Origin of the sequence: Streptomyces malaysiensis subsp. samsunensis (genome assembly GCF_024519315.1) — a bacterium.
GTDB lineage: Bacteria > Actinomycetota > Actinomycetes > Streptomycetales > Streptomycetaceae > Streptomyces > Streptomyces malaysiensis.
Map to the genome: position 1 here is coordinate 39378 of NZ_JANIIC010000062.1, position 24491 is coordinate 63868.

The 24491-nt window shown below is 71.7% G+C and carries 22 protein-coding genes; 5 read left to right on the top strand and 17 right to left on the bottom strand.

The features are described from left to right. Nucleotides 1-11 precede the first annotated feature (11 nt). The 14 genes from NQU54_RS38275 to NQU54_RS38340 form a co-directional block, all read right to left on the bottom strand. A complete protein-coding gene (locus tag NQU54_RS38275; RefSeq protein WP_069873754.1) occupies nucleotides 12-491 on the bottom strand; it encodes a MarR family winged helix-turn-helix transcriptional regulator in 480 nt (159 codons plus the stop codon). An 81-nt stretch (nucleotides 492-572) separates the two neighbouring features. After that, a complete protein-coding gene (locus tag NQU54_RS38280) occupies nucleotides 573-743 on the bottom strand; it encodes a hypothetical protein (protein ID WP_257635004.1) in 171 nt (56 codons plus the stop codon). Between the two features lie 12 nt (nucleotides 744-755). Then, a complete protein-coding gene (locus NQU54_RS38285) occupies nucleotides 756-1553 on the bottom strand; it encodes a maleate cis-trans isomerase family protein (protein WP_306279481.1) in 798 nt (265 codons plus the stop codon). An 83-nt stretch (nucleotides 1554-1636) separates the two neighbouring features. Next, nucleotides 1637-2527, bottom strand: a complete 891-nt coding sequence (locus NQU54_RS38290; protein WP_257635005.1) for an alpha/beta fold hydrolase — start codon at nucleotides 2525-2527, stop codon at nucleotides 1637-1639. Further along, nucleotides 2524-3231 (bottom strand): isochorismatase family protein, encoded by a 708-nt coding sequence (locus NQU54_RS38295; RefSeq protein WP_257635006.1) that lies wholly within the window; start codon nucleotides 3229-3231, stop codon nucleotides 2524-2526. The genes NQU54_RS38290 and NQU54_RS38295 overlap by 4 nt, the downstream gene beginning before the upstream one ends. Further along, complete coding sequence (locus tag NQU54_RS38300; RefSeq protein WP_257635007.1) at nucleotides 3228-3869, bottom strand: SRPBCC family protein; 642 nt, start codon at nucleotides 3867-3869, stop codon at nucleotides 3228-3230. Before NQU54_RS38300 ends, NQU54_RS38295 begins: the two co-directional genes overlap by 4 nt. After that, nucleotides 3860-4399 carry a (2Fe-2S)-binding protein gene (locus NQU54_RS38305; protein ID WP_257635008.1) on the bottom strand — a complete coding sequence of 180 codons (540 nt, stop codon included), beginning with the start codon at nucleotides 4397-4399 and terminating at the stop codon, nucleotides 3860-3862. Before NQU54_RS38305 ends, NQU54_RS38300 begins: the two co-directional genes overlap by 10 nt. Next, complete coding sequence (locus NQU54_RS38310; protein ID WP_257635009.1) at nucleotides 4396-6768, bottom strand: xanthine dehydrogenase family protein molybdopterin-binding subunit; 2373 nt, start codon at nucleotides 6766-6768, stop codon at nucleotides 4396-4398. Before NQU54_RS38310 ends, NQU54_RS38305 begins: the two co-directional genes overlap by 4 nt. Beyond that, nucleotides 6765-7613, bottom strand: a complete 849-nt coding sequence (locus NQU54_RS38315) for an FAD binding domain-containing protein (protein WP_257635010.1) — start codon at nucleotides 7611-7613, stop codon at nucleotides 6765-6767. Before NQU54_RS38315 ends, NQU54_RS38310 begins: the two co-directional genes overlap by 4 nt. Nucleotides 7614-7671: 58 nt before the next feature. After that, a complete protein-coding gene (locus NQU54_RS38320; protein ID WP_257635011.1) occupies nucleotides 7672-9075 on the bottom strand; it encodes an MFS transporter in 1404 nt (467 codons plus the stop codon). Between the two features lie 137 nt (nucleotides 9076-9212). Then, a complete protein-coding gene (locus NQU54_RS38325; RefSeq protein WP_257635012.1) occupies nucleotides 9213-10484 on the bottom strand; it encodes an FAD-dependent oxidoreductase in 1272 nt (423 codons plus the stop codon). Between the two features lie 31 nt (nucleotides 10485-10515). Next, the gene (locus NQU54_RS38330) at nucleotides 10516-11547 is read right to left on the bottom strand and encodes a 2,5-dihydroxypyridine 5,6-dioxygenase NicX family protein (RefSeq protein WP_257635013.1); all 1032 of its coding nucleotides are present in this window, start codon (nucleotides 11545-11547) and stop codon (nucleotides 10516-10518) included. Between the two features lie 601 nt (nucleotides 11548-12148). After that, complete coding sequence (locus tag NQU54_RS38335; RefSeq protein ID WP_257635014.1) at nucleotides 12149-12655, bottom strand: DinB family protein; 507 nt, start codon at nucleotides 12653-12655, stop codon at nucleotides 12149-12151. A gap of 163 nt (nucleotides 12656-12818) precedes the next feature. Then, nucleotides 12819-13490 carry a TetR/AcrR family transcriptional regulator gene (locus tag NQU54_RS38340; protein WP_257635015.1) on the bottom strand — a complete coding sequence of 224 codons (672 nt, stop codon included), beginning with the start codon at nucleotides 13488-13490 and terminating at the stop codon, nucleotides 12819-12821. 85 nt (nucleotides 13491-13575) lie between these two features. Between NQU54_RS38340 and NQU54_RS38345 the strand changes: the two genes are divergently transcribed. Together NQU54_RS38345 and NQU54_RS38350 are read left to right on the top strand one after the other, a co-directional pair. Next, nucleotides 13576-14775 (top strand): FAD-dependent monooxygenase, encoded by a 1200-nt coding sequence (locus tag NQU54_RS38345; RefSeq protein ID WP_257635016.1) that lies wholly within the window; start codon nucleotides 13576-13578, stop codon nucleotides 14773-14775. 22 nt (nucleotides 14776-14797) lie between these two features. Continuing rightward, a complete protein-coding gene (locus NQU54_RS38350; RefSeq protein WP_257635017.1) occupies nucleotides 14798-15739 on the top strand; it encodes a Gfo/Idh/MocA family protein in 942 nt (313 codons plus the stop codon). On the opposite strand, the gene lnt is transcribed toward NQU54_RS38350, so the two are convergent. From lnt to NQU54_RS38365, 3 genes are all read right to left on the bottom strand, one after another. Then, on the bottom strand, nucleotides 15675-17174 hold the full coding sequence (gene lnt, locus NQU54_RS38355; RefSeq protein WP_257635024.1) for an apolipoprotein N-acyltransferase: 1500 nt from the start codon (nucleotides 17172-17174) through the stop codon (nucleotides 15675-15677). The two genes, NQU54_RS38350 and lnt, sit on opposite strands and share 65 nt — an antisense overlap. A gap of 155 nt (nucleotides 17175-17329) precedes the next feature. Continuing rightward, nucleotides 17330-19771: a SpoIIE family protein phosphatase gene (locus NQU54_RS38360; protein WP_257635018.1), complete on the bottom strand. Its 2442-nt coding sequence runs from the start codon at nucleotides 19769-19771 to the stop codon at nucleotides 17330-17332. 140 nt (nucleotides 19772-19911) lie between these two features. Further along, complete coding sequence (locus NQU54_RS38365) at nucleotides 19912-20925, bottom strand: sugar ABC transporter substrate-binding protein (protein ID WP_257635019.1); 1014 nt, start codon at nucleotides 20923-20925, stop codon at nucleotides 19912-19914. A gap of 108 nt (nucleotides 20926-21033) precedes the next feature. Between NQU54_RS38365 and NQU54_RS38370 the strand changes: the two genes are divergently transcribed. From NQU54_RS38370 to NQU54_RS38380, 3 genes are all read left to right on the top strand, one after another. After that, nucleotides 21034-21780, top strand: a complete 747-nt coding sequence (locus NQU54_RS38370) for a FadR/GntR family transcriptional regulator (RefSeq protein WP_257635020.1) — start codon at nucleotides 21034-21036, stop codon at nucleotides 21778-21780. Further along, nucleotides 21777-23216: an amino acid permease gene (locus tag NQU54_RS38375; RefSeq protein WP_257635021.1), complete on the top strand. Its 1440-nt coding sequence runs from the start codon at nucleotides 21777-21779 to the stop codon at nucleotides 23214-23216. Before NQU54_RS38370 ends, NQU54_RS38375 begins: the two co-directional genes overlap by 4 nt. 187 nt (nucleotides 23217-23403) lie before the next feature. Next, on the top strand, nucleotides 23404-24491 hold a 1088-nt coding region (locus tag NQU54_RS38380), incomplete at its 3' end, for an asparaginase (RefSeq protein ID WP_257635025.1).

The following is a 24491-nucleotide window of genomic DNA, read 5'->3' on the forward strand; positions in this document are numbered from 1 at the left end:
GCGGTGGCCCGCTATGCCGCTTCCACCAGCCCCTCCCAGCGGTCGGCGAGCGCCTTCAGCTTGACGACGAACCGTTCGCGTTCCGCCTCGTCGAAGGACTCCAGCAGGATCTTGTCGAGCCTGCGCGCCCGGTCGTTCGCCTCCGTAAGGGCCTCTTGGCCCGCGTCGGTCAGGTAGAGCAGTTTGCGGCGGCCGTCGGCGGCCGCGGTTCGCCGGGCGAGCAGACCACGGTTCTCCAGCCGGCGCGCCACATCCGCCATGGTGGAGGTGTCCAGGGCGACCGCGGCGGCCATGGACCGCTGGTCCTGGCCGGGATGGGCTTCCACCGCCTGGAGCACCGCGAACTGCGGGCCGGTGAGGACCGGGTCCACCTCCCGTGCCCACACGGCGAGATACGCCTGGTAGAGACGGCGGACCTGATAGCCGGGCGCGGCCGTCAAGGCGGTGGGAGCCTTTGGACCGGTCTCGGCGGGCGGGGTGGGATCAGTCATGGAACCTACTTAAGCACGCACGGTTGACGCCGAGGGACAGTGGGGCGGGCGCCGGCGCACCCTTCGGCCCCGGCCACGGGCTCACCGGCCGGTACCGAGGTGGATCGGTCCCGCCCGGTGCGCCGGCCCAAGGCCATCGATGGACGCGCCCGGCCGGTGTGGCGCCGAGTGGTGGGCGGCCACCACGGTGGCCGGGGCGGACGCCTTGCCCTCGGCCCACCGGGAGCCCGGCGGCTCCAGCACATCGCGCACGGACGCCTCCTGTCAGCTCCTACCGGCCATCGTTCCGGCGCCGCTCCCGGCGGGGCTGGAGACCTGGCCGCCGAGCAGACTCCCGGCGCCGGGCACGACGGGCGGCAGCCCGAGCTCCGTCAGGATGCGGAACGCGGTGGAGGTGGCCGCCGACAGCACCGGCAGCCCCGCCTCGTCCTCGACGGGCTGGATCGACGCCAGCGACGGCATCTGCACACAGGCCGACAGCACCAGCGCGTCGGCCCTGCCCAGGTTCAGGCGGCGCCAGTGCTCGCGCAGATCGGCGGGGTCCAGGCGGGCCACCGCCAGGTTGTCCGGAACTTCGAGGCTGAGCGCGTCGACCACCTCGATCCCCGCGTCCTCGATGTAGTCGACCACCTTGGCGGTGAGTTCCTTCATATACGGCGTGATGATCGCGACCCGGCGGGCGCCGAGCGCCTCGACACCGCTGAGCAGGGCGCCGGCGCTGGAGACCACGGGGGCCCGGGCGCCCTCGGCCCGCAGCGCGGAGGTGATGTCGGCCTCGGCAACACAGTGGTGACCCGGCCCCTGCGCCATGATGGCGACCAGGCAGGCGGTGGCGACGACATCGGGCCGCGCGTCGGCCAGTTCGAGGGCGGCCCGTTCGGTCTGCGCGTTCATATTGCGCAGCTCGTCCGGGGTGACGTGCTTCATCCGCATCCGGCTGGTGTGGAAGACGAAGCGGTCGTCGGGCGCGATGGACTCCCGTGCGTTGAGCATCCGGGGAAGCTCGGTCTCCATGGTCAGGTTGGAGCTGGGCACGATCAGCCCGATGTGATGGTCGGTCATGGGGTTGGTCCTCCGAATCGGGGCGGCGGGCACCGGTCAGGCGGCCGGGAATCGCGGGTGGCCCGGAAAAACCTGATGCCTCATCAGGAACCGCCACCCCCGTGAACGTGCTGTTCAGGGCTGGTGCCGGGCGGGGAGAGGATGGTCTTCAGCGCGCCGCGGAGCGTCTCGGTGGCGATTGCCGGGGCGTCCCAGAAGATCATGTGGCCGGCGCCTGGGATCTTGTGCAGTGGCGCCGGTGGATTGCTCTGTGCGGCCTCCCGCACCCCTTCCGACGTCACGACGGGACTGCCCGCCCCGTAGAGCATGTGGGCCGGTCCGGGCACCCGGGGCCACCAGTCGAAGAAGTCCTCGTGCTCGAAGCCGTGGTGCGTGGCCACGATGGCCTCCTCGGCACAACTGGACAGCCAGCGGGCCCGCAGTTCTTGTTCACGCCGCGGCCACGTGGGCCAGGAGGCGGCCACCTCGTCGGCGTCCGTTCCGCGCCGGGCTTCGGCGAGTTGCCGCAGGAACACTTCCCGGGTGGTGGGGTAGGGGCCGCGGCCCGGGCCGCTCATCGGCGGATCGGCCAGCACGGTGCCGCGCAGGGGCACCTTGGCACGCACCGCGACGGCCGCCGCGATCCGCGCGCCCATGGAGTGGCCGAGGAGCAGCGGACGGTCCAGGCCGAGGTGGGTGATGAGGGCTTCGGTGTCCTCGGCGTACTCCTCCAGCCCGTATCCGTCGCCCTCGTCCGAAAGACCCCGGCCGCGTACGTCCAGCACCACCGGCCTGACCAGGTCGGTCAGTTCGCGGGCCACGAAGTGCATGGTGACCGCGGGACTGGTGATACCGGGCAGGACGACCAGCGCCGGAAGATCGCCGCCGTAGTCGAGGGCGTGCAGCCGTACCTCTCCGGAGCGCGCCCACCGGCTCGTGGCCGGGACCTCGGCAAGATCGGCGAGTGCGCTCTGAAGGACCGAACGCCGTGTCATGTGCTGTCTCCTCGTCGGTGGGAACGCCGGGCCGCTCGAGGAGCCGCCGGGGCGGGAACGGAGCCGATGTAGCCGACGGCGTCATCGAGGGTGACGACGTCGCCGTACTTGGCCTGGATGTCGAAGAGCGCCGCGTCCGCGGGCCCCTCGGCCCGGTCGCCCACGCAGGCACGGGGCACCAGCACCGGGAAGCCCGACTGGACCGCGTCGACCACGGTGGCCCGTACACAGCCGCTCGTGGTGGCGCCGCACACCACGACGGTGTCGCGGCCCAGACCGGTCAGGGTGGCGGCGAGGCCGGTGCCGAAGAAGGCCGAGGCCCCCTTCTTCACCACCAGGTGATCGTGTCCCGGCCGCATGGGCAGCCGCGGGTCGACGGCCACGGCCTCACTGCCCTCGACCAAGGCGCGCATGCCGGGAGCCTTGCGCAGCCAGGCGACCGCGTCACCGGACGCCTCGGCCTCGGTGTAGGCGATCGCGGTGAAGATCACCGGCACCTCCGCGGGCCGGGCCGCCTCGATCAGGCGCGTGGTGGCGGCCACGACCTCGGTGAGGTCGGCGCCCGAGGGGTACGAGTCCTCGGTGAAACCCCGGGTCAGGTCCACCACGACGATCGCCGGACGGCTGCCGCGCCGCACCGCGGCACCGAAGCCGGCCCGCCGGTAGGTGCGGTTGGTGGCGACTCCGTACAGTCCGCCGCTCATCGGCGCCTCCCCAGTAGCCAGCCCGGAGCGAACCCGAGCAGGAACGCGGCCGCGATCGGGCCGTACTTCTTCAGCAGCGGGCCCGCGATCAGCACCATCCCGTTGAGTTCACCGGGCGCCTCGGCGGGGGCGACGGCCGCGGGAGTGGACGCGGCGGGCGCCGCGCCGGTGGTGGGGAGCGCTTCCGCGCCGTTCTGCTGAAGGAGCAGGTTGCCGAGGTTCTGGGCGAACTGCTGGAGGATCTTGTCGGACACCGCCCCGATGGCTCCCTTGCCGAACTGGGCGATCTTGCCCCGGATCACCAGGTCGGTGGAGAGGTTCAGCTGGGCGCCGTCCTGGGCCGGGACGACCTCCAGGGAAACCTCGGCCTCGGCGTCGCCGCTGCCGTGCGTATCGGCGCCACTGGCGTGGACACGCAGCCTCCGCTTTTCCTCGTCGATCTCCAGGAAGCGCACGGTACCGGCGTAGGCGGCCGAGATCGGGCCCACCTTGATCTTGACCGCGCCACGCCAGGCATCGCCGTCACGGCCTTCAAGAGCGGCGCCGGGCATACAGGACGCCACTCTTTGGACGTCGCCGAGCAGCGCGAACACCGCGTCGGGCTCGGCTTGGACGGAAACGGTATTGATCAGTTGCATGATTCCTCCTCGGCGCCCATGGCCCGCTGGGAGCGCCGGGCGGTCGCGCAGGCGTCGATCGCCTCGACGATGGTCTGGTAGCCGGTGCACCGGCACAGGTTCGCGGCGACGACCTCCCGGATGTCCTCCTTGGTCGCCTCCGGCCGCTCCGCGAGGAAGCCCTGGGCCAACATCAGAAAGCCGGGGGTGCAGAAGCCGCACTGCAAGCCGTGGTGTTCGGTGAAGGCCCGCTGGAGATCGCTGAGTTCGCCGGTGCCGGAGTCGGCGAGGGATTCGACGGTGGTGATCCGCGCCCCCTCCGCCTGGGCGGCGAACATCAGACAGGCCCGGACCGGGAGCCCGTCGACGAGCACGGTGCAGGCTCCGCAGATCCCGTGCTCGCAGCCGACATGGGTGCCGGTCAGCCGCAGATCGTGGCGGAGCACATCCACCAGGGTGCGGCGCGGCGCCGAGATCACCTCGTATGACGTGCCGTTGACGTCGAGCGTGATGAGCTGGACGTCGTCGCCCAGGCCGGTGGTGTCGTTCATGGTGTCTGCTCCGGGGTGCGGGGGGTCAGGGCACGGTGGACCGTCTCCGGTGTGATGGGTGTGTTGTCCAGTTCGACGCCGGTGGGCCGCAATGCGTCGTTGACGGCGTTGAGCACGGCGGCGGGGGCGCCGATGGTGCCGCCCTCACCGGCGCCCTTCGCGCCTGTCTCGGTGAAGGCGCAGGGGGTCTCCAGATGGTGGATCACCACCTCCGGGATCTCATGTGCGGTGGGCACCTTGTAGTCCATGAAGCTGGTGGCCGACGGCTCGCCCTGGGCGTCGTAGGTGATCTGCTCGAAGAGCGCCCCCGAGATGCCCTGTGCGATGCCGCCCCGGCACTGCCCCTCCACCACCTGCGGATTGACGGCGACACCGCAGTCCTCGACGCAGAAGTAGGCGAGGATCTCCACCTGCCCGGTGCCCTCGTGCAGTTCCACCACCACTCCGTGGGTGGCATTGGAGAAGGTGCCGTCGTTGTGGACGTCGAAGACGGCGGTGGCGGTGAGGCCCGGGTCGATGTCCTTGGGCAGCAGATGCGACTTGAGGTAGGCGGTGTCGGCCAGGTGCTCGTAGCTGAGTGCGGCATCCGGGTCGTCGCGTCGGCGGACCCGGCCCCGGTCCAGCTCGGTCTCCTCCGGGGGGATGCCCCACTCGGCGGCGGCGATGGCGCGGAGTTTGTCGCCGAGTCTGCCCGCCGCCAGACGTACGGCGCTGCCGCCGATCGCGATCGAGCGGCTGGCGAAGGTGCCCCAGCCGTAGGTGATGCGGTCGGTGTCGCCCTGGTGGAGTTTGACCTTGGTGAAGTCGAGGCCGAGGGTATCGGCGACAATCTGCGCCATGGTCGTCTCATGGCTCTGCCCGTGGCTGATGGTGCCGGTGGTGACGGTGACCGCGCCGCTGGTGTCCATGCGCACCTCGGCGAGGTCGAACCCGGGCACGACCTCCATCTTGCGCTGGGCGAAGGCGGCGGAGCCGTAGCCGGTGCGCTCGCTGAAGCAGCTGAAGCCGATCCCGATGTGCCGCCCCTCGGCCCTGGCCGCGGCCTGCCGGTCGTACCAGCCCGCCTCGCGCAGCGCCCGCTCGCACAGGTCGAGGGATTCCAGATATGAGCCGGGGTCGTAGGTGATGTTGTTGACGCCGGTGTACGGGAAGTCGGTGATGACGTTGCGGCGCCGGATCTCCACCGGGTCCAGGCGCAGTTCACGGGCAGCGCGTTCCATGAGCCGCTCCATGGCCATGACGTACTGCGGGCGGCTCACGCCCCGGTAGGGCGCGGTGGGCGCCTTGTTGGTGGCGATGGCCCGGCCGCGCACCCGGTAGGCGGGGACCTTGTAGACGCCGGGCATCTCGGCGGAGGCCATCAGCGGCTCGATGCCGGCGGTGAACGGATAGCAGGAGTAGGCGCCCATGTCGCACACCACCTCCGTGTCGAGGCCGAGGATCCGGCCGTCGGCGTCGAAGGCGGCGCGTGCGGTGTAGTGCTGTTCCCGGGCGAGGAACGAGGCGGACAGGGCGTCCTTACGGTCCTCGATCCACTTGACGGGCCGCCCGAGCCGCAGCGCGGCCGCCGCGGCGGCGATCTCCTCGCGGCCGACCACGCACTTGAGGCCGAAGCCGCCGCCCATGTCCGGGACGATCACCCGCACCGCCCGCTCGTCCAGCCGCAGACAGCGCGCGGCCACGGTCCGCACCTGATGCGGGGTCTGGGTGCAGGTGTGCAGGACGAGCTGTTCCTCCCGGGCGTCCCACTGCGCCACCGCGCCCCGTGTCTCCAGCGGCAGGGCGTTCTGCCGGCCGGTTCGCACATCGACGTGGACCACGCAGGGAGCCTGGTCGAAGATCTCGTCGATGCCCTCGGTGGCGAACAGGCTGACATCGACCAGGGTGTTCTCGGCGGCCTCCGCGTGCACCCGCGGAGCGTCGGGGGCGAGGGCCTGTTCCTCGCAGGTGATGGGCGGGAGGGGCGCGTACGTCACCCTGGCGGCCTCCAGGCCGTCCTCGGCGAGGTAGGGGTCGCGGGCGATCACCACGGCGACGGGTTCGCCGACGTAGCGGACCCGGTCGCGGGCGAGGACCGGCATGGCGGTCGGCACGAACTCCGAGAGCGGGCGGCCGAGTCGGGCGGTGATATCACCCAGCGCCAGGTCGGCGGCGGTGAACGCGGCGACGACACCCGGGACCTGACGCACCCCCGTCAGATCGATCTCGGTGATCGTCCCATGAGCGACCGTGCTGCGGACGAACTGCGCGTGCAGCATGCCGGGCAGCTCGATGTCGTCGACGAAACGGCCGCGCCCGGACAGCAGCCGGGGATCCTCGCGGCGCGCCACCGACCTGCCGACCAGCCGGTCGGCCCTGGCGGACGTCATCGTGACATCGCCTCCTCACAGGCTCGCTCGATCAGATTGCGGATGAGGTGCTTGCGGTAGTCGCCGCTGCCGCCTGCGTCGCTCGGCGGATCCACGGCGGAGGCCGCCGCCTCCGCGCAGTCCCGGAACGAGCCGCCGGCCGCGAGCACGGCCTCCGCCTCGGGCACGCGTACCGGCATCGCGGCCACACCGCCCAGAGCCACCCGGCCGCCGAGGACGTCCTGGCCGTCGGTCGCCAGATCGACCGCCGCGGAGACGATGGCGAAGTCTCCGCGACGCTCGGCGAACTCGGTGAGCGCCGCGTGCGGCGCGGGGCGGGGGAAGACGATCTCCACGAGGATCTCGTCGGGGTCCAGGGCGGTGGTGTAGTAGCCGAAGAAGAACTCACCGGCCGGGATGCGCCGCCGCCCGCGCGGGCTGTGGGCCACGAACTCGGCGTCGAGCAGCACGGCAAGCAGGCACCACTCGGCGGTCGAGTCGGCGTGCGCGATACTGCCGCCCACGGTGCCGCGGGTCCGGATCGGCAGATGGCCGATCCACCGCATGGCATCGCGGATGACCCCGAAACCCGCCCCGAGCCGGTCCGCGGGCGCGGTCTCCACCGTGTGATGGGTGGTGAGGGCGCCGATGTGCAGTCCGCCGTCGGACTCGACTCCGAGGTGGTCGAGTTCGCGCAGACCGGCGATGTCGACCAGGTGCCCCGGCCGGGCCAGCCGGAAGTTCATCATCGCGACCAGACTCTGACCGCCGGCGATGACCTTGGCTTCGTCGGCCAGTTCGGCCAGGAGTGCCGTGGCGCCCTCGACGTCGCGCGCTCGGTGGTACCGGAAGGGAGCGGGCTTCATGTTTCTCCTGTCGTTTCGAAGGCCGACCCGGGCGGCCCGGTCGGGGCGGGCTAACCCTTCAGCGCACCGTCTGACCGACGGCCGGCTCCGGGGACACATGGGCGGGCACAGCGGTCGGGTCGTCCTCGTCGAGATCGCGTCCCTTGGTCTCGGGCGCCGCGAACGCCGTCCAGACGACGGCCGCCAGGACGGCCACGGCCAGTACCCCGAACGTCAGCGGCAGTCCCAGCAGCGGCCACATCACCGAGCCGAACAGCATTGGGGCGAAACCGGTCAGTGCCCGGCTGAACGAGGACGCCCAGCCGAAACCGCTGGCCCGCAGCGTGGTCGGGTACAGCTCGGAGACGTAGGCGTACATGGCGGGGATGGTCAGCTGCATCAGGAAGCCGAAGACGGCGATGGCCACGATGGAACCCGTCGGCATCCGCATCACCAGCGCGAACACCACCAGCGCGAGCGAGGCGATCGGGGCCGAGATCCCGATGAGCCACTTCCGGCCGACCGCGTCCACCAGCACCGTGGAGGTCAGGACGCCGACGATGCCGACCGCGCTCATCAGCGTGGTGCTCATGAAGGCGGCCGTGTCGCCGAGGCCCTCCTCCTTGAGGATGGACGGCAGCCAGCTCAGCGCCGCGTAGTACACCAGCATGACGGTGGCGAACAGCAGCCAGGCGGCGGAGGTGATGTGCGGGCTGAACTTCCAGACCGCACGCAGCTGTTCGAGCGCGGCGCGGGGGCCGTTCCCCCGGGCCTCGTGCACCGGGGCGGGAATGGCGTACGGCTCGACGGGCGCTCCGGTGCGGGCGACCAGATCGTCGATGACGGCCCGTGCCTCGGCCTCCCTGCCCTTCTTGCTGAGGTAGACGGGCGACTCGGGCACACCCCTGCGCACCCAGAACAGCAGCAGCGCCGGGATGCTCATCACGCTGAGCATCCACCGCCAGTTGCCTTCGATGGACAGCATGGCCGTCGAGACCAGACCGCACAGGGTCACGCCGATCGGCCACCAGGCGTCCAGTGCGGTCAGCACACGGCCGCGGTACTTCGTCGGGGAGAACTCCGCCACCAGGGCGTAGTCGACGGGAACACAACCGCCCAGTCCGACACCCGCGATGAAGCGCAGGGCAAGGAAGATCGCGTAGTTCGGGGCCAGGGCACCGGCCACCGAGAACACCGCGAAGATCAGCAAGGTGACGCTGAAGGACTTCTTGCGTCCGATGCGGTCGGCTATCGCGCCCCAGGTCACCGCGCCCACGGCCATGCCCACCAGATTGGCGGTGGCCACCAGGCCCCGCTCGGAGAGGGAGAGGTGGAAGTGGTCGCCCAACAGCGGCATCAGGAAGCCATTGAGGGCGATGTCATAGGCATCGAAGAGGTAGCCGAGGCCGCCGATGATGAAGATCCTGCCCTGGACCCCCCATCTCCATGGGAGGTCCTGGACGATCTGGTCGCCTGTTTTCACTGTCGCTCCACGGGGTGTTCGAGGGATGTGCCCGCGCGGGGCGACACCGAGGTGGATGAGCCGGAAGTGGCCCCGGAGGGGGCGAGTGACAAGTGGGGGAGGGGTTGGGGAGGGGGATGGGGGATGGGAGGGTCTATTCAGCGGGCGAAGCGGTAGTCGAAGGCGCCCAGGTCCGGGTCGTCGAGCGGGCTGCCGCTCCACAACCAGTGGTAGGAGACGTCGGATTCGCCGTCGAAGCCGCGCCGCAGCAGGGCGTCCCTGGCCTCCTGCTGCGGGCCGTCGGGGTAGTGGTAGAAGGTCTTGTTCTGAAGCGAGGCGTCCTGGACCATGCCGGCGTGCTTGGCCCGCCGGTCCACGTAGCGACGCAGCGCGCCCTCGACGCCGTCGGCGTTGATACGGCCCAGTTCTTCGGCCAGTACGGCGGCGTCCTCCATGGCCTGGGAGGCCCCCTGGGCCTGGTAGGGCAGCATGGCGTGGCAGGCGTCGCCCAGGAGGGCCACCCGGCCGTCCATCCAGACCGGGTCGCGCCGGCGGTGGTAGAGGGCGAAGGAGAGCACGTCCTCCTTGGCCTTGGACAGCATCGCCGCCGCCCGGTCGTCCCAGCCCTCGTAGGCGTTCACCAGGTCTTCCGCGGTGGCCGAGCCGGTCCACTTCTCGGCGACGTCGTCCGTGCACGGGACGCAGCCGACGACGTTGAGGTACTCGCCGCCGCGGATCATGTAGTGGACCAGATGCCGGTCGGGGCCGTACCAGATGGTGCTCTGGAAGCGGTCCATCAAGAAGCGCGTGGCCGGGTCGGCGGCGATGAGGTCGCCGGGGATGAGGGCCCGGAAGGCCATCTCGCCGGAGAACAGCAGGGTGTCCGGGAGGCCCATGAGGTCGCGGACCCGGGACCGGATGCCGTCGGCGCCGATCAGCACATCGGCCTCGAAGCGCCGGCCGTCCTCGGTCACGGCCGCGGGGCGGCGGGGGTTGCCGCGGTCCAGTTCGCCGACCCGGCTCGAGGTGTGCAGTTCGACCACCGGGCCGGGGCCGGTCGGCTCGACGCAGGCATCGGTGAGGACACCGTGCAGATCGGCCCGGTGGTAGTGCCAGTACGGCGCGTTGTACTGCCGCTTGCAGTAGTCGCCGAGCTGGGTCAGTCCGATGATGCTGCCGTCCTTCCACCGGCGCCGCACCTGGTCCTGGGGCTCGGTGTGGATGGCCTCCAGTTGCCTGCGCAGCCCCAGCCCGAGCAGGACTCGGCTCGCGTTGGGGGCTGTCTGGATGCCCGCGCCGATCTCGCCGAACCGCGGTGCCTGCTCCAGCACGGTCACGTGATGGCCGCGCTGCCGCAGCGACAGCGCGGCGGTCATTCCGCCGAGCCCGCCGCCGACGATGACGACGTCGAGGGATTGGGTGGATGCCATGTTCTCTCCAGATGCGGGTGCGGCGGCGGGATCAGAAGTCGACGAGCCGGCCCGCGGTGACGACCTCCTGGTCGTCGACGGAGACGGTGCAGCCGCGCATGGCGATGTCGACGTGTGCGTACGATTCGCGCTCGAGTACGGGGTGGGGTCCGGTGGACCACAGGAAGTTCCCGGCGAACGCCCGCGCGTCCATGCCCATCAGCTCTTCCTTGCCGTACAGGGCGGTGGCGAACCAGTCGGCGGTGCGCATCAGGCCCCAGCCCATATGCGACAGGCTGCGTCCCCATTCGTCGTCCGCGTCGTCGAAGAAGGTGTTCAGCAGGTGGGCCTCGGCGCCACCGGACACCTTCTCGATGTTCCCGCCCGCGATCTCCAGAGTGACCGGCTGACGTACGTACTCCTTGAACGGCAGCAGGATGTCGCCCTCGGAGAGCACGATCCGGCCCTCGGAGAACCGCGGCCAGCACAGGACCATGGTGCTCGGCCAGTGGTCCCAGCGGCCCGGGTCGTCGGCGAAGCCCACCTGGAACTCCGGCTTGGAGCCCGGCAGTTCGACGGTCAGGTCGGTGCCGGACTCCGAGGTCACCCGCATGACGGACGCGCTCCTCAGCAGGTTCACGCCCTTGAGTACCTCCGCCTTGTCCTCCGGCCCCGGGAGATTGCGGATGAGTACGTCGGGGGCGTCGCACACGAAGAGGATGCGGGTGCCCGTCCGCATGATCTCCTGCTGGAGCGGGGCGTGGATGAAGCCCTCTCGTGTGAGGTCCACGACGAGGTCGGCGGCCTTGAGCAGATCCTGCGCGGCGGTGTCGCCGAGCACCGCGCTCAGACCGGGTCCGGCACCGGTGCGGGTGCTGTCCGAGGGCGACGGATTGCCACCGGGGACCGTGGCGGCGATGACATGCGCGCCGCAGGCTTTGGCCGCGCCGAAGGCGGCCGCCACGTAGTCGCCGCGGCTGGTGGGCTCGGACAGGACGACGACGTGCTCATCGGGCTTGAGCTTGCACAGCTTCAGCTCCTGGGTGAACGCGTCGAGCAGATCAACGGAGGTGAGGTCGAGCATGTCTCGCTCCTGGGGAGGGGGAAGGTGGCAGACGGCGATCGCACGGTCCGGGTAGCCATAGAGGTATAGATCCAGCCATGCGGCCAGGTGTCTTCATGCGGAGACGTGGGTCTCACGGGCGCCGCCGATGCAATTAATCCGAACGCGTACGATCTGGTTCTGGCAAGGGGTACGGCTGAACTTTTTTGTGATCAGCCCGCCCGCCGGAGTGGTCACCGCAGCTGGGACACCCTTGCTGACCTCGTATTTTCCCCAGGTGTCGGCCGTCTTTCCCGACTTCACGCAGATGAACGAAAGATGATCGCGGCGGGCGTGAGGTCTTGCGCCGAGAGTTCGTACGTGCTCGGATTGTTTCTGTCCGCGTCCGGACCGCGTGCCCTGAACTGCCTCGCGATGGCTGGTTCTCGGCGGCGCGCCGCCTCCAAGGAGGGCTCCGATGGTCATCCCCGCTTCCCGCGGCGCACCGTCTGTCGCGGTGCGCGCGGCCCTGCCCTCATGGGCGCCGATACGGCGCCGCGTTACCGCGTCCGCCCGGTGTCCTCGCGGGCATACGTAAAGGCCGCGGGGCGCCTGCCCCGCGGCCTCGTCCGACACGGCACCACTAGTCGCCGATGACGCCGTCGATCCGTTCGCGTATGAGGTCGGCGTGGCCGTTGTGGCGGGCGTACTCCTCGATCATGTGCAGATAGATCCAGCGCAGGTTGTAGTCGCCGCGGCCGGGGCGGGTGATGACATCGTCCAGTGAGCGGCCCGCGGCGGCCTCCTTGGCCTTGGCGATCTCTTCCCGCCAGATGGCGAAGGCGCCCTCGGCGGTGTCCCCGTCGGTGAAGTGGAAATCCCCGTCCGGGTCCTCCTCGCCGTACCAGATCGGCGGCGTGTCCTCCTGGGCCAGCGCCCGCCGGAACCAGCCCCGCTCGACCTCCGCCATATGCCGTACGAGCCCGAGCAGGGTCAGCTCGGACGGCGGTGCCGACGCCTCGCGCAGCTGTCTGTCGTCCAGCCCCTCGCATTTGAGGGCGAGGGTCGCGCGGTGGAAGTCCAGCCACCCCTCCAGGCTGGTGCGTTCATCGGCGGTGCGGGGTGCGTCGGTGCGTTCTGTGCTCGTCATGGCGGTCATGATGACGGTCCGGTCTCCCGGCCCGCCACGTGTTATCCGTCCACCCTGCCCGCGGTGCGGGGTTCGGCTCCCTGTCCTCCGGCTCCCGGTCCGCGGCGTGTCGTCCGGCTCCCGGCCCGCCGCGCGCCATCCGCCCACCCGGCCCGGCCGCGCGTCATCCGTCCAGCATTCCGCGCAGCAGTTCCTCGAAGCCGGTGCGCAGTGCCGCGCGGTCGGGTACGGCGTCGTGGTCGGCGCCCGCGACGCAGCTGAACATCAGCCCCTCGCACCAGGCGACCAGCGACCGCGCGTGCCGCCGGGGCTCGGTGGAGCCCAGCGCCGTCATCATCGCCTCCAGTGGCTCCCGGAAGCCACGCCCTGTCGCGTCGTAGAACTCGCGCAGCTCGGGGCGGCGGGTCGCCTCCAGTGCGAGCTCGTAGCGGGCGATCAGCAGATCGCGCTGGGCGGTGAGCGAGCGGTGCAGGGCGAGCGAGAGCGCGTCGGCCGCCCCCGCGACCGGATCGGCCTCGTCCGGTGGCGCGCCGGCCGGGCGCGGCATCTCGTCGGGCGCCAGCACCTCCGCCTCCCGCTGGGCCAGCCGCCGGACCGCCGCCTTGAGCAGGGCGGCGCGGGTCCGGGCGTGGTTGGAGGTCGAGCCGAGCGGCAGCCCGGCCGCCTCGTCCACCGCGCGGTGCGTGAGCCCCCGCATCCCGCGCTCGGCCAGCAGCGCCAGGGCGGTGTCGGCGATCAGCTCGGCGCGGGAGGCGGAGGCCGCCGAGGGCGCGGAGGACGCGGACACGGAGCCGGGTGCGGCGGACGCGGAGGCGGCGGTTCGATCATCGCTCATGGGGCCAACCTAAGCCCATCCGCCACCCGCACTACAGATGTAGTAATATCATGAGTACTACACCTGTAGTTGGCTTGGAGGAGTCATGCAGCAGCCTCATGCCGTCGTCATCGGTGCCGGAGTCGGCGGGCTCACCGCAGCCGCGGCCCTGCACCGCCGCGGCTGGTCCATCACCGTCCTGGAGCGGGCCGCCCGCCTCGAGCCCGTGGGCGCCGGAATCTCCCTCGCCCCCAACTCCCAGCGCGCCCTGGACGCCATCGACCTCGGCGACGACGTCCGCGCGCTCGCCGCCTGGCAGGGCGGCGGCGGGCTGCGCACCCCCGGCGGCCGCTGGCTCTCCCGGCTGGACAGCGCCGCGACGGCCGAGCGGTTCGGCGGCCCGCTGGTCCTCCTCCACCGGGCCACCCTCGTCGACCTGCTCGTCTCCCGGCTGCCCGAGGGCGTGGTCCGCACCGGGACCGCCGCCCGGCTGGCCGACCCCGGCGCCGCCGGCCGCCCGGCCCGGGTCACCACCGAGGACGGCGTGTACGAGGCGGACCTCGTCATCGGCGCCGACGGCATCGACTCGGCCGTCCGCCGCACGCTCTTCCCGGACCACCCAGGGCCCCGCTACGCCGGATTCACCACCTGGCGTGTCGTCATCCCCGCCCCCGACCGGCCGTTCGAGCCCCATGAGACCTGGGGGAGGGGCCGGATCTGGGGCACCCAGCCGCTCAAGGACGGCCGGGTCTACGCCTACGCGGCGGCCGTCGCCCCGCCCGGCGGCCGGGCCCCCGACGACGAGAGGTCCGAACTGCTGCGGCTCTACGGCGACTGGCACCGGCCCGTCCCCGACATCCTCGCCGCCGTCGCGCCCCAGGACGTGCTGCGCCATGACATCCGGTACATGGCCGAGCCCCTGCCCGCCTATCACCGGGGCCGGGTCGCCCTCCTGGGCGACGCCGCCCATGCGATGGCCCCGACGATGGGGCAGGGCGGCAACCAGGCCATCGAGGACGCCGTCGTCCTCGCCCACCATCTGGTCCCCGGCACGGCCGACCCCTCCGCCGCCCTGGCCGCCTACACCCGCGACCGGCTGCCCCGGACGATGGACGTGGTGCGGCGCTCGGCGCGCACCGCCCGCATGATCACCCTCACCGGCGCCCCCGCCGTCGCCCTCCGCGACGCCGCGATGGCCGCCGTCGGCCGCCTCGTCCCCGGTCTGGCCCTGCGCGCCTTCGACGGCATAGCGGACTGGCGCCCGCCCACCCGCACGTATCCTTCGGGGGCACAGCGGAAGGCATGACCGAGGGAACCGGGGAGAACACATGAGGGTCGGCTGCGTCGGGCTCGGCGACATCGCGCAGAAGGCGTATCTGCCCGTGCTCATGGCCCGCGCCGGCCTGGAGCCGCATCTGCACACCCGCACCCCCGCCACCCTCCAGCGGGTCGCCGACACCCATCGCGTCCCGGACGCGCAGCGCCACGCCGACCTCGACTCGCTGCTCGCGGCCGGGCTCGACGCGGCCTTCGTACACGCCCCGACCGAGGTCCACGCCGACCTCGTCACCCGGCTGATCGAGGCCGGGGTGCCCACCTTCGTCGACAAGCCGCTCGCGTACCACCTCGCCGACAGCGAACGGGTCGTACGGCTCGCCGAGGAGCGCGGGGTGAGCCTGATGGTCGGCTTCAACCGGCGTTACGCGCCCGGCTACGCGCAGTGCCTGGACCATCCGCGCGATCTGATCCTGCTTCAGAAGAACCGCGTCGGCCTCCCGGAGGACCCGCGCACCATGGTCCTGGACGACTTCATCCACGTGGTCGACACGCTGCGCTTCCTCGCGCCCGGCCCGGTGGACCACATCGGTGTGCGGGCCAGGATCCGCGGCGGACTGATACACCATGTGGTGCTGGAGCTGTCCGGGGACGGGTTCACCGCGCTCGGCGTGATGAACCGGATGAGCGGCTCCACCGAGGAGGTCCTGGAGGTCTCCGGTCAGGACACCAAGCGGCAGGTGCTCAACCTCGCCGAGGTGGTCGACCACAAGGGCCAGCCGAGCGTGCGCCGCCGGGGCGACTGGGTACCGGTGGCGCGGCAGCGCGGGATCGAGCAGATGACCGACGCCTTCCTGGACGCGGTGCGCTCCGGGCGGCGGATCGGCGCCGAGGACGCGCTGCGCACCCATGAGCTGTGCGAACGGATCGTCAGGGACGCCCTGGAGTCCGCTGGTCAGGCGACCGGTCCGATGGCCGGTCCGCCCGCCGTCTGAGCGCCCGGCCCCCCTCGGCCGCGCAGTAGACGGCCAGCGCCGCCATCGCCCCGTACACCGGCCAGGGCCCGATCCGCACATACGGGCTCGTGCCCTGCCCCAGCGGCACCGTGTAGACGGTGGCCGCGCTGGTGCTGGTGGACATCCGGGAACCCACCGGTTCGCCGCGCGGCCCGAACACCGCGCTCTCCCCGGTCAGCGTGGCGTGCACCATCGGCCGCCAGGTCTCGGCGGAGCGCAGCGCGGCCAGCGAGGCGTGCTGCGCGGGCGCCCAGCTCTTCTGGAAGGTCGAGGTCGAGGACTGGACGACGAGCACCTGCGCCCCGTCCCGCACCAGGTTCCGGCTCATGTCCGGGAACGCCGACTCGAAGCACACCAGCGGCCCGATCCGCAGGGAATCCGGCAGCTTCATCACCACCGGCTCGGTGCCCCGGTGGCGGTCCTCACCGGCCGCCTTGCCCACCGAGGTGGCCCAGCCCAGCAGCGGCCGGGCCGGGATGTACTCCCCGAAGGGGACCAGCCGCATCTTGTCGTAGCGCTGGCCCGTCGGGCCGTTCGGCCCGATCAGCACCGAACTCTTGTAGATCCCGGGCATATCGCCGCGCCGCGCGTCCACGTTGACCAGCAGATCCGCGCCGGCCGTCCGGGACAGCGCGGCCAGCCGCCGGCCCAGCTCCGGATGGGTGGTCAGATCCTGGGCCACGCTGCTCTCGCCCCACACCACCAGGTCGACATGGCGGTCGGCCAGCTGCCGGGTCAGCTCCGCGCCGCGCTCGAAGCGCGGCCCCGGCCCCTGGATGACCCCCGGCTGCACCACCGCGATCCGTACCGTCCCGGGTTCCTTGGCCGTTGGCACCCAGGCCCACATCCCGGCCGCCGCCGCGCCGCACGCGGTGAGCCCGGCCAGCGCCACCGTACGGGCCCGGGCCACCGCGATCAGCACGGTCACCGCGACATTCACCACGACCAGCAGAAAGCCGAGCAGCCACACCCCGCCCACCGAGGCCAGCCGCAGCGCGGGCGCCACCTGCCACTGGCTCGCGCCCAACAGCCCCCAGGGCCCGCCGAGGTACTGCCAGGACCGGACCAGCTCGGCCATCAGCCATACGGACGGCAGCAGCACCAGCGCCGCCGCCACCTGCCGGGGACCCGGGCGGCCGTGCAGCAGCCGGTGCGTCAGCCACCCCCAGGGCACCCACAACAGCCCCAGCAGCAGCGCCAGTATCACGATGAACACATGCAGATTCGGCATCAGCCACTGGTGCGCCGCGAGCAGGAACCCCGCGCCGCCCAGCCAGCCGTCCAGCATCGCCCGGCGGCCGGTGGGCGCCGCGCGCATCAGCAGCAGCCAGGGCACCAGCGCGACATACGCCCACCACCACAGCGAGGGCGCGGGAAAGGCCGGCGCGGGCAGCGCTCCCGCGAGCAGCGCCATCGCCCCGCGCCACCACGGGGAGGCGAGCCGCCGCCCCCAGACGTCCTCGCCGCCGCCCCGCCTCCGCACCTCGGACGCTCCCCTCCTGTCGGCACAGGGCCAGTGTGCGGGAGTCAGCCGATCATGAACAGGGCGGGGGTGCGCCGTCGCGTGCTTCATGCCGATTCCGGGAGGTCTTGTTCGGCCCAGATGAGCTTGCCGCCCTCGGTGTAGCGGGTGCCCCAGCGGCGGGTCAGCTGGGCGACGAGGAACAGCCCGCGGCCGCCCTCGTCGGTGGTGCGGGCGTGGCGCAGCCGCGGCGAGGTGTTGCTGGTGTCGGCCACCTCGCAGGTCAGTACGTCGTGCCGGATCAGCCGCAGCCGGATGGGGCCGGTGCCATGGCGGATGGCGTTGGTGACCAGCTCGCTGGCGATCAGTTCCGTGGTGGTCATCAGCTCGTCCAGCCCCCACTCGGCGAGCTGGCGGATCACCAGCGAGCGGGCGCTGGCCACGACGGCCGGATCGGAGGGCAGGTCCCAGGAGGCGACATGTCCGGTGCCCAGACCGTGCGTACGGGCCAGCAGCAGGGCCACATCGTCGGTCTGCGGGCAGGTCAGCAGGGTGTCGATCACCGTGGAGCAGAGCTCCTCCAGCGGCAGCACGGCCTGGCCGAGGGCGTTGCTCAGCCGGCCGAGGCCGATGTCGATGTCCTGGTCGCAGGTCTCGATGAGCCCGTCGGTGTAGAGGGCGATCAGGCTTCCGGCGGGCAGCTCCAGCTCCGCCGACTCGAACGGCAGCGACCCGAGGCCCAGCGGGGGACCGGCGGGCAGCGCGGGGAAGGAGACCTCGCCCGAGGGGTCCACGATCGCCGGGGTCGGATGCCCCGCCCGTGCCATCGTGCACCGCTGGGTGACCGGGTCGTAGATCGCGTACAGACAGGTGGCGCCCAGCACCGCGGCCGCCACGCCCTCCTGCCCGGTCTCCTCCTCGGTGAGCCGGATGACCAGGTCGTCGAGGTGGGCCAGCAGCTCCTCGGGCGGCAGGTCCATATCGGCGAGGGTGTGCACGGCGGTCCGCAACCGGCCCATGGTGGCGGCGGCGTTGATGCCGTGCCCGACCACATCGCCGACCACCAGCGCCACCCGGGCACCGGACAGCGGGATCACATCGAACCAGTCGCCGCCGACCCCGTTGCGCGCGTCCGTGGGGAGGTAGCGCGAGGCCACCTCGACGGCCTGGCCGCCGCTGAGGGCGTGCGGCAGCAGACTGCGCTGGAGGGCCAGCGCGGCGGCGTGCTCACGGCTGTAGCGGCGGGCGTTGTCGATGTTCAGCGCGGCCCGTGCGACCAGCTCCTCCGCGAGGAGCAGATCGTCGTCCTCGAACGGTTCCGGATGCCGGGAGCGGACGAACGAGGCCACCCCCAGGAGGGCGCCGCGCGCCCCGATCGGCGCCACCATCAGCGAGCGCATCCCGAACTCGCGCGCCTTCGCCGCCCGCGCAGGATCCTCCCCCGACCAGGCGCTCATGGCGTGCCCCATCAAGGGGTCGAGCAGGGCCTCCCCGGAGAAGTAGCAGCAGGCGAGGGGGGAGGTGGGGGAGATGGCGACGGTGTCCCCGAGCTCCGCGATGGACTCCGGGCACCCCTCCCGGATCGATGCCTGACCGGCGCGGCGGAAGACGGGCAGGGTCTCGCCGGGGGCCTCCAGGGGCTCCTCGCCGCGCAGTACGGAGTCCAGCAGATCGACGGTGACGAAGTCGGCGAGCCGCGGCACCGCGAAGTCGGCCAGCTCCTGGGCGGTGCGCATCACGTCCAGGGTGCTGCCGATGTGTGCGTCGGCCTCGTTGAGCAGGACCAGCCGCTCCCGGGCCCGCCAGCGGTCGGTGACGTCGATGACCATGTAGCACACGGCCACCGGACGGCCCTCGGCGTTGACCAGCCGGAAGAACGAGGTCGAGTACGCGTGCTCCTGGTGGGGCGCGGCCATCGTCCAGCCCCGGTACTCGTAGTCGATCACCGGCTCGCCGGTCCTCAGCACCTGCCGCAGCCGCGCTTCGAGCGCCTCGGTGTCCAGCCCCGGCAGGCAGTCCGACATCCGGCGCCCGATCCGCTCCTCGCGGGGCAGCCCGCCGTAGCGCTCCAGCGTGTCGTTGGTCCACACATACCGCAGATCCGGGCTGAGTACGGCCATCCCGACCGGCGACCGGGTGAGGAACGCCTGGAGCAGCGAGCCGCTGAGCGCCCAGGTCGGGATGGAGCCCACATCGATCCCGGAGACCAGCCAGGAGCCGTCGTCGCCCGCGTCGCACATCGCGGAGATCCGCAGCCCCACCTCGATCCGGCGGCCGTCCCGGTGCCGGAGCCGGCCCAGGCCGCCCCAGCCCTGGTGCGCCCGGCACCATGAGCCGATCGCCTCGGCCTGCACCGCGTCCTCCGGCGCCGCCAGCAGCATCCTGCCCGGCTGCTTCATCACCTCCGCCGCCGGATAGCCGAGGAGTCTCTCCGCCGCCGGGGTCCAGCCGATGATGGTCCCCGTGGCGTCGATCAGCGCCGAGGCCGCATCCGCCATGTCGAACGGGACATGCGTCTCGGTCGGCGCGATTCCCTGGGGGATGGCCATCGCACCCGTCCCATCTGCGGATACATTTTCCTTAATAATATGACTCCTGGGCCTCCCCGGTGATGAGCCGTGCGATGACGGGCGCCACGAGAACGATCCCGCCGGTCACTGCGGCCTCGGCCGGCGGGGCGGCTCCTCGGTCATGCCCGGTTGCCCCACAGGGAGCGGTCATCGACATTGGCCCGGGTCACCAGCGGGGCCGGCAGCTGGTCCTCCAGATAGCCGCCGCGCAGCCGGACGATCGTGCTGCCGTGGCCGCTCGGCCCCGCCGTGAAGCGCTTCCCGGCCATGGCCTGCTTGATGTACCGCATGGCGTAGGCGGCGTAGAGGTTCGCCGGCTGGGAGACGGTGGCGTCGATGAGCCCCTCACGGATCGCGTCCAGCTCCTGCGGGGTCCCGTCGATGGAGACGATGGTGATATGGCCGCGGTGGCCCACCGGGACCAGGGAGTGGTGGCGCTGGAGGGTGCGCAGGGTGGGCGCCAGATAGACGCCGCCGGCCTGGAGGTAGATGCCCTTGATGCCGGGGTGGGCGGTGTAGAGGGCCTCCAGACCGGCCGCCGCCCTCTCCGCCTGCCAGTCCGCCGGGATGTTCAGGATCTTGATGTCCGGGTAGCGCCGCGCCATGCAGCGGTCGAAGGCGACCGTGCGGTCCCGGCCGTTGACCGAGGCCAGATCGCCCTGGATCTGCACCACCGTGCCCCGCCGCACCGCCCGGCCGAGGCCGTGGCACGCCTTGACGCCATACGCGCGGTTGTCGGCCCGGACCACGATGGCCACCTTGCCCCGTTCGGGCGCCACATCGACGGCGACGACCGGCACATGGGCGCGCCGGGCGGCGCTCAGCCCGGGGCCGGCGGCGACGGAGTCGATGGGGGAGACCACCAGGCCCTTGACGTCCTGGGCCAGCAGATTGTTGATATCGGTGATCTGTTTGCCCGGGTCGCCTTCGGAGTTGACCGTCGGCAGCACCTCTACGCCCGCCTCACGGGCCTCCTTCGGGATGTCGTTGTTGTACGCCTCCCAGAAGGGCGAGGTCAGCAGCGGCAGCACCACGCCGACCTCGCGCGCCTCCGTCTCGCCGCCACAGCCCGCGGCGGCCGGGCCGCAGAGCAGGAGGAGGGCGGCGGTGGCGGTGGCGAGGCGGTGGTGCATGCTGTCTCCGGCGCTCGGGATGAATACCCCATACCAACACAGAAGGGCTGCTAGGGAGGGGAAAGCCGGCCCTTGACAACCCTCCGGTGTACGCCTGAGGATCTCCGCGTGAACTTGTCAGACAGCCAGACAGGTGGACGTCTCCCTCGCCGCGTCAGCGCGATGGAAGCGGTTCTCACCCACCTCCGGGAAGCGATCGAGCGCGGCGACTATGCGGTGGGGGACAAACTCCCCTCCGAGGCCGAGCTCTGCCGCCGCCTGGAGGTCAGCCGGCCGGTGCTCCGTGAGGCCCTCAGGGCCTTGCAGACCATGGGGCTGACCGCCTCGCGCACCGGTAAGGGCACCTTCGTCATCTCCAGCGGGCCGGTGGAGGATCCCACCTTCGGCGACTACGCCGCAAGCGACCTCCTGGAGGTGCGCCACCACATCGAGATCCCGGTGGCGGGCTACGCGGCGCTGCGCCGCTCCGCCGAGGACCTCGACCACCTGTCCCATCTGCTGGAGCGGATGGAGCGGGAGACCGACACCACCGCATGGGTGGCGATGGACACGCTGTTCCATCTCGCCGTCGCCCAGGCGGCCCGGAACCCGGTCTTCCGGCGGGTCATCGAGGAGATCCGCGATGCCCTGGCCCGGCAGTCGGCATTTCTCAATGAACTCGGCGGCCGCCGTGAGCAGTCGAACCGAGAACACCGGGCGATCGTCGAGGCGCTCGCCGACGGGTCCGAGCACGACGCGGTGGAGGCGATGACCCACCACCTCGAGCGCGTGGAGACCACCCTGACCTCCATCGTGCGGCCCGCCACGGCGGATGACCGGACGACAGCACCGACAGAAGGCGGACAGCAGGCGTGAGCGAGCAGTCCCTCCGGCAAGAAGATCGCCAACAGCAGCAGGCCGGGACTCCCGCGCACGTGGACGCGGGCGACGCCGGTTACAGCAAGTCCCTCAAGGCCCGGCACGTCAACATGATCGCCATCGGCGGGGCCATCGGCACCGGCCTCTTCCTCGGTGCCGGCGGGCGGCTCAAGGACGCCGGGCCCTCGCTGGCGGTGGCGTACGCGGTCTGCGGCATCTTCGCCTTCCTGGTGGTGCGTGCCCTGGGTGAGCTGGTGCTGCACCGGCCCTCCTCCGGAGCGTTCGTCTCCTACGCCCGTGAGTTCCTCGGCGAGAAGGGCGCCTTCGTCGCGGGCTGGATGTACTTCCTGAACTGGGCCACCACCGGGGTCGCCGACATCACGGCCGTGGCCACCTACACCCACTACTGGGGGATGTTCACCGAGATCCCGCAGTGGGTGATCGCCCTGATCGCGCTGGCCGTGGTGCTCACGGTCAACCTGATCTCGGTGAAGATCTTCGGCGAGCTGGAGTTCTGGTTCGCGATCATCAAGGTCGGCGCGCTCGTCGTCTTCATGGCGATCGGCATCTTCCTGCTGGTCACCCGCGAGCAGGTGGCCGGCACCGACACCGGCCCCAGCCTGATCACCGACCACGGCGGTGTCTTCCCGCACGGTGCGCTGCCGATGCTGCTGGTCATCCAGGGCGTTGTCTTCGCCTACGCCTCGGTGGAACTGGTCGGCGTGGCCGCGGGCGAGACCGAGAACCCCGAGAAGATCATGCCCAAGGCGATCAACTCCATCATGTGGCGCGTGGCCCTGTTCTACGTCGGCTCGGTGGTGCTGCTCTCGATGCTGCTGCCCTCCGACTCCTACTCGGGCGACCAGAGCCCGTTCGTCACCGTGCTGTCCAAGATCGGCGTCCCGGCGGCCGGCGGGGTGATGAACCTCGTCGTGCTCACCGCCGCGATGTCCAGCCTCAACTCCGGTCTCTACTCCACCGGCCGGATCCTGCGCTCGATGGCGATGTCCGGCTCCGCGCCCAAGTTCACCGGCGCCATGAGCCGTACCCATGTGCCGTACGGAGGCATCCTCCTCACCTCCTTCTTCTGTGTGCTCGGCGTGGGCCTCAACTATGTGGTGCCGAGCAAGGCGTTCGAGATCGTGCTCAACTTCGCCGCGATCGGCATCCTCTCGACCTGGGCCATGATCATGCTCTGTCATCTGCTGTTCTGGCGCCGCGCCCAGGAGGGCCGGGTCACCCGCCCCGGCTACCGGCTTCCCGGCTCCCCGTACACCGAGATCGTCACCCTGGGCTTCCTCGCCTCGGTCCTGGTCCTGATGTGGGCGGACGGCGGACCCAGCCGACTCACCATCATGGCGCTTCCGGCGATCCTGGCGGCGCTGGTCATCGGCTGGTACGCGGCCCGCAGCCGGATGAAGGACTCCCGCTGAGCACATACGAGGGCGGCGCCCGCGAGCGCGTGCGGGGGTCCCACCGGGCGCTTACGAGGTGCCCCGCCGAACGCATACTGAGGAATCGTTTCTCCGCGACCGAGGCCACCCCCCGGCCGTCTTCCCCCTCCACCACCTCCTGGAGGAATCCCACCCCGTGAACACCTCCGACCACGAGAGCACCACCATGAACAGCCCCCTCGGACGGACCGACGACGCGACCCGCCGCACCCCGGCCGAGCCACCCGCCCTCCGTGAACCCCGCCATGTGCCGCTCGCCCATGTCGTACGCGGCGGGGCCATCGAAGGCGTCCACCACGGCTCGGTCGTCGTCCTGGCCGCAGACGGCCGGGTCCAGTTCCAGGCCGGCGACATCGACGTGGCCTGCTACCCGCGCTCCGCGCTCAAGCCCGTCCAGGCCGTCGGCCTGCTGCGGGCCGGGCTGCCGCTGGACGGGGAGCTGTTGTCGCTCACCGCCGCCAGCCACTCCGGTCAGCGGCGCCATCTGGACGGAGCGCGCCGCATCCTCGACCGGGCCGGGCTCACCGAGGCCGATCTGCGCAACACCCCGGACCTGCCGTACGGCGCCGCCGAGCGCGACGCCTGGCTGCGCGACGGCGGCGAGCCCACCCGGCTCGCCCAGAACTGCTCCGGCAAGCACGCCGCGATGCTGCTCACCGCCCGGCTGCGCGGCTGGTCGCTGGGGGACTACCTCGACCCCGCCCATCCGCTCCAGCGGCTGATCGCCGACACCGTGGAAGACCTCACCGGGCAGCGCGTCGCCCGGGTCTCGGTCGACGGCTGCGGCGCGCCGCTGTTCTCCGTCTCCCTGCGCGGCCTCGCGACGGCCGCCGCCCGGATCGCATCCGGCGCCATGGACACCCCCGAGCGCCGGGTCGCGGCCGCCCTGCGTGCCCACCCGGACATGGCCTCCGGCCCCGACCGGGACGTGGCGAGGCTGATGCGCGCCGTACCGGGCCTGATCGCCAAGGACGGCTTCGAGGGCGTCCAGATCGCGGCGCTGCCCGACGGCCGGGCCGTCGCCGTGAAGATCGCCGATGGTGCGGACCGCGCCCGGATGCCGGTGACCGCCGCGGCCCTCGCCCACTGCGGGATCGACCCCGGTGTGCTCGCCGAGTTCGCCACCACGCCGGTGTACGGCGGTGGGGCCGCCATCGGCGGGGGGCCCCCCCCCCCGCCCCCCCCCCCCCCCCCCCCCCCCCCCCCCCCCCCCCCCCCCCCAAACCGCGGGGGCCCCCCCCCCCCCCCGCCCCC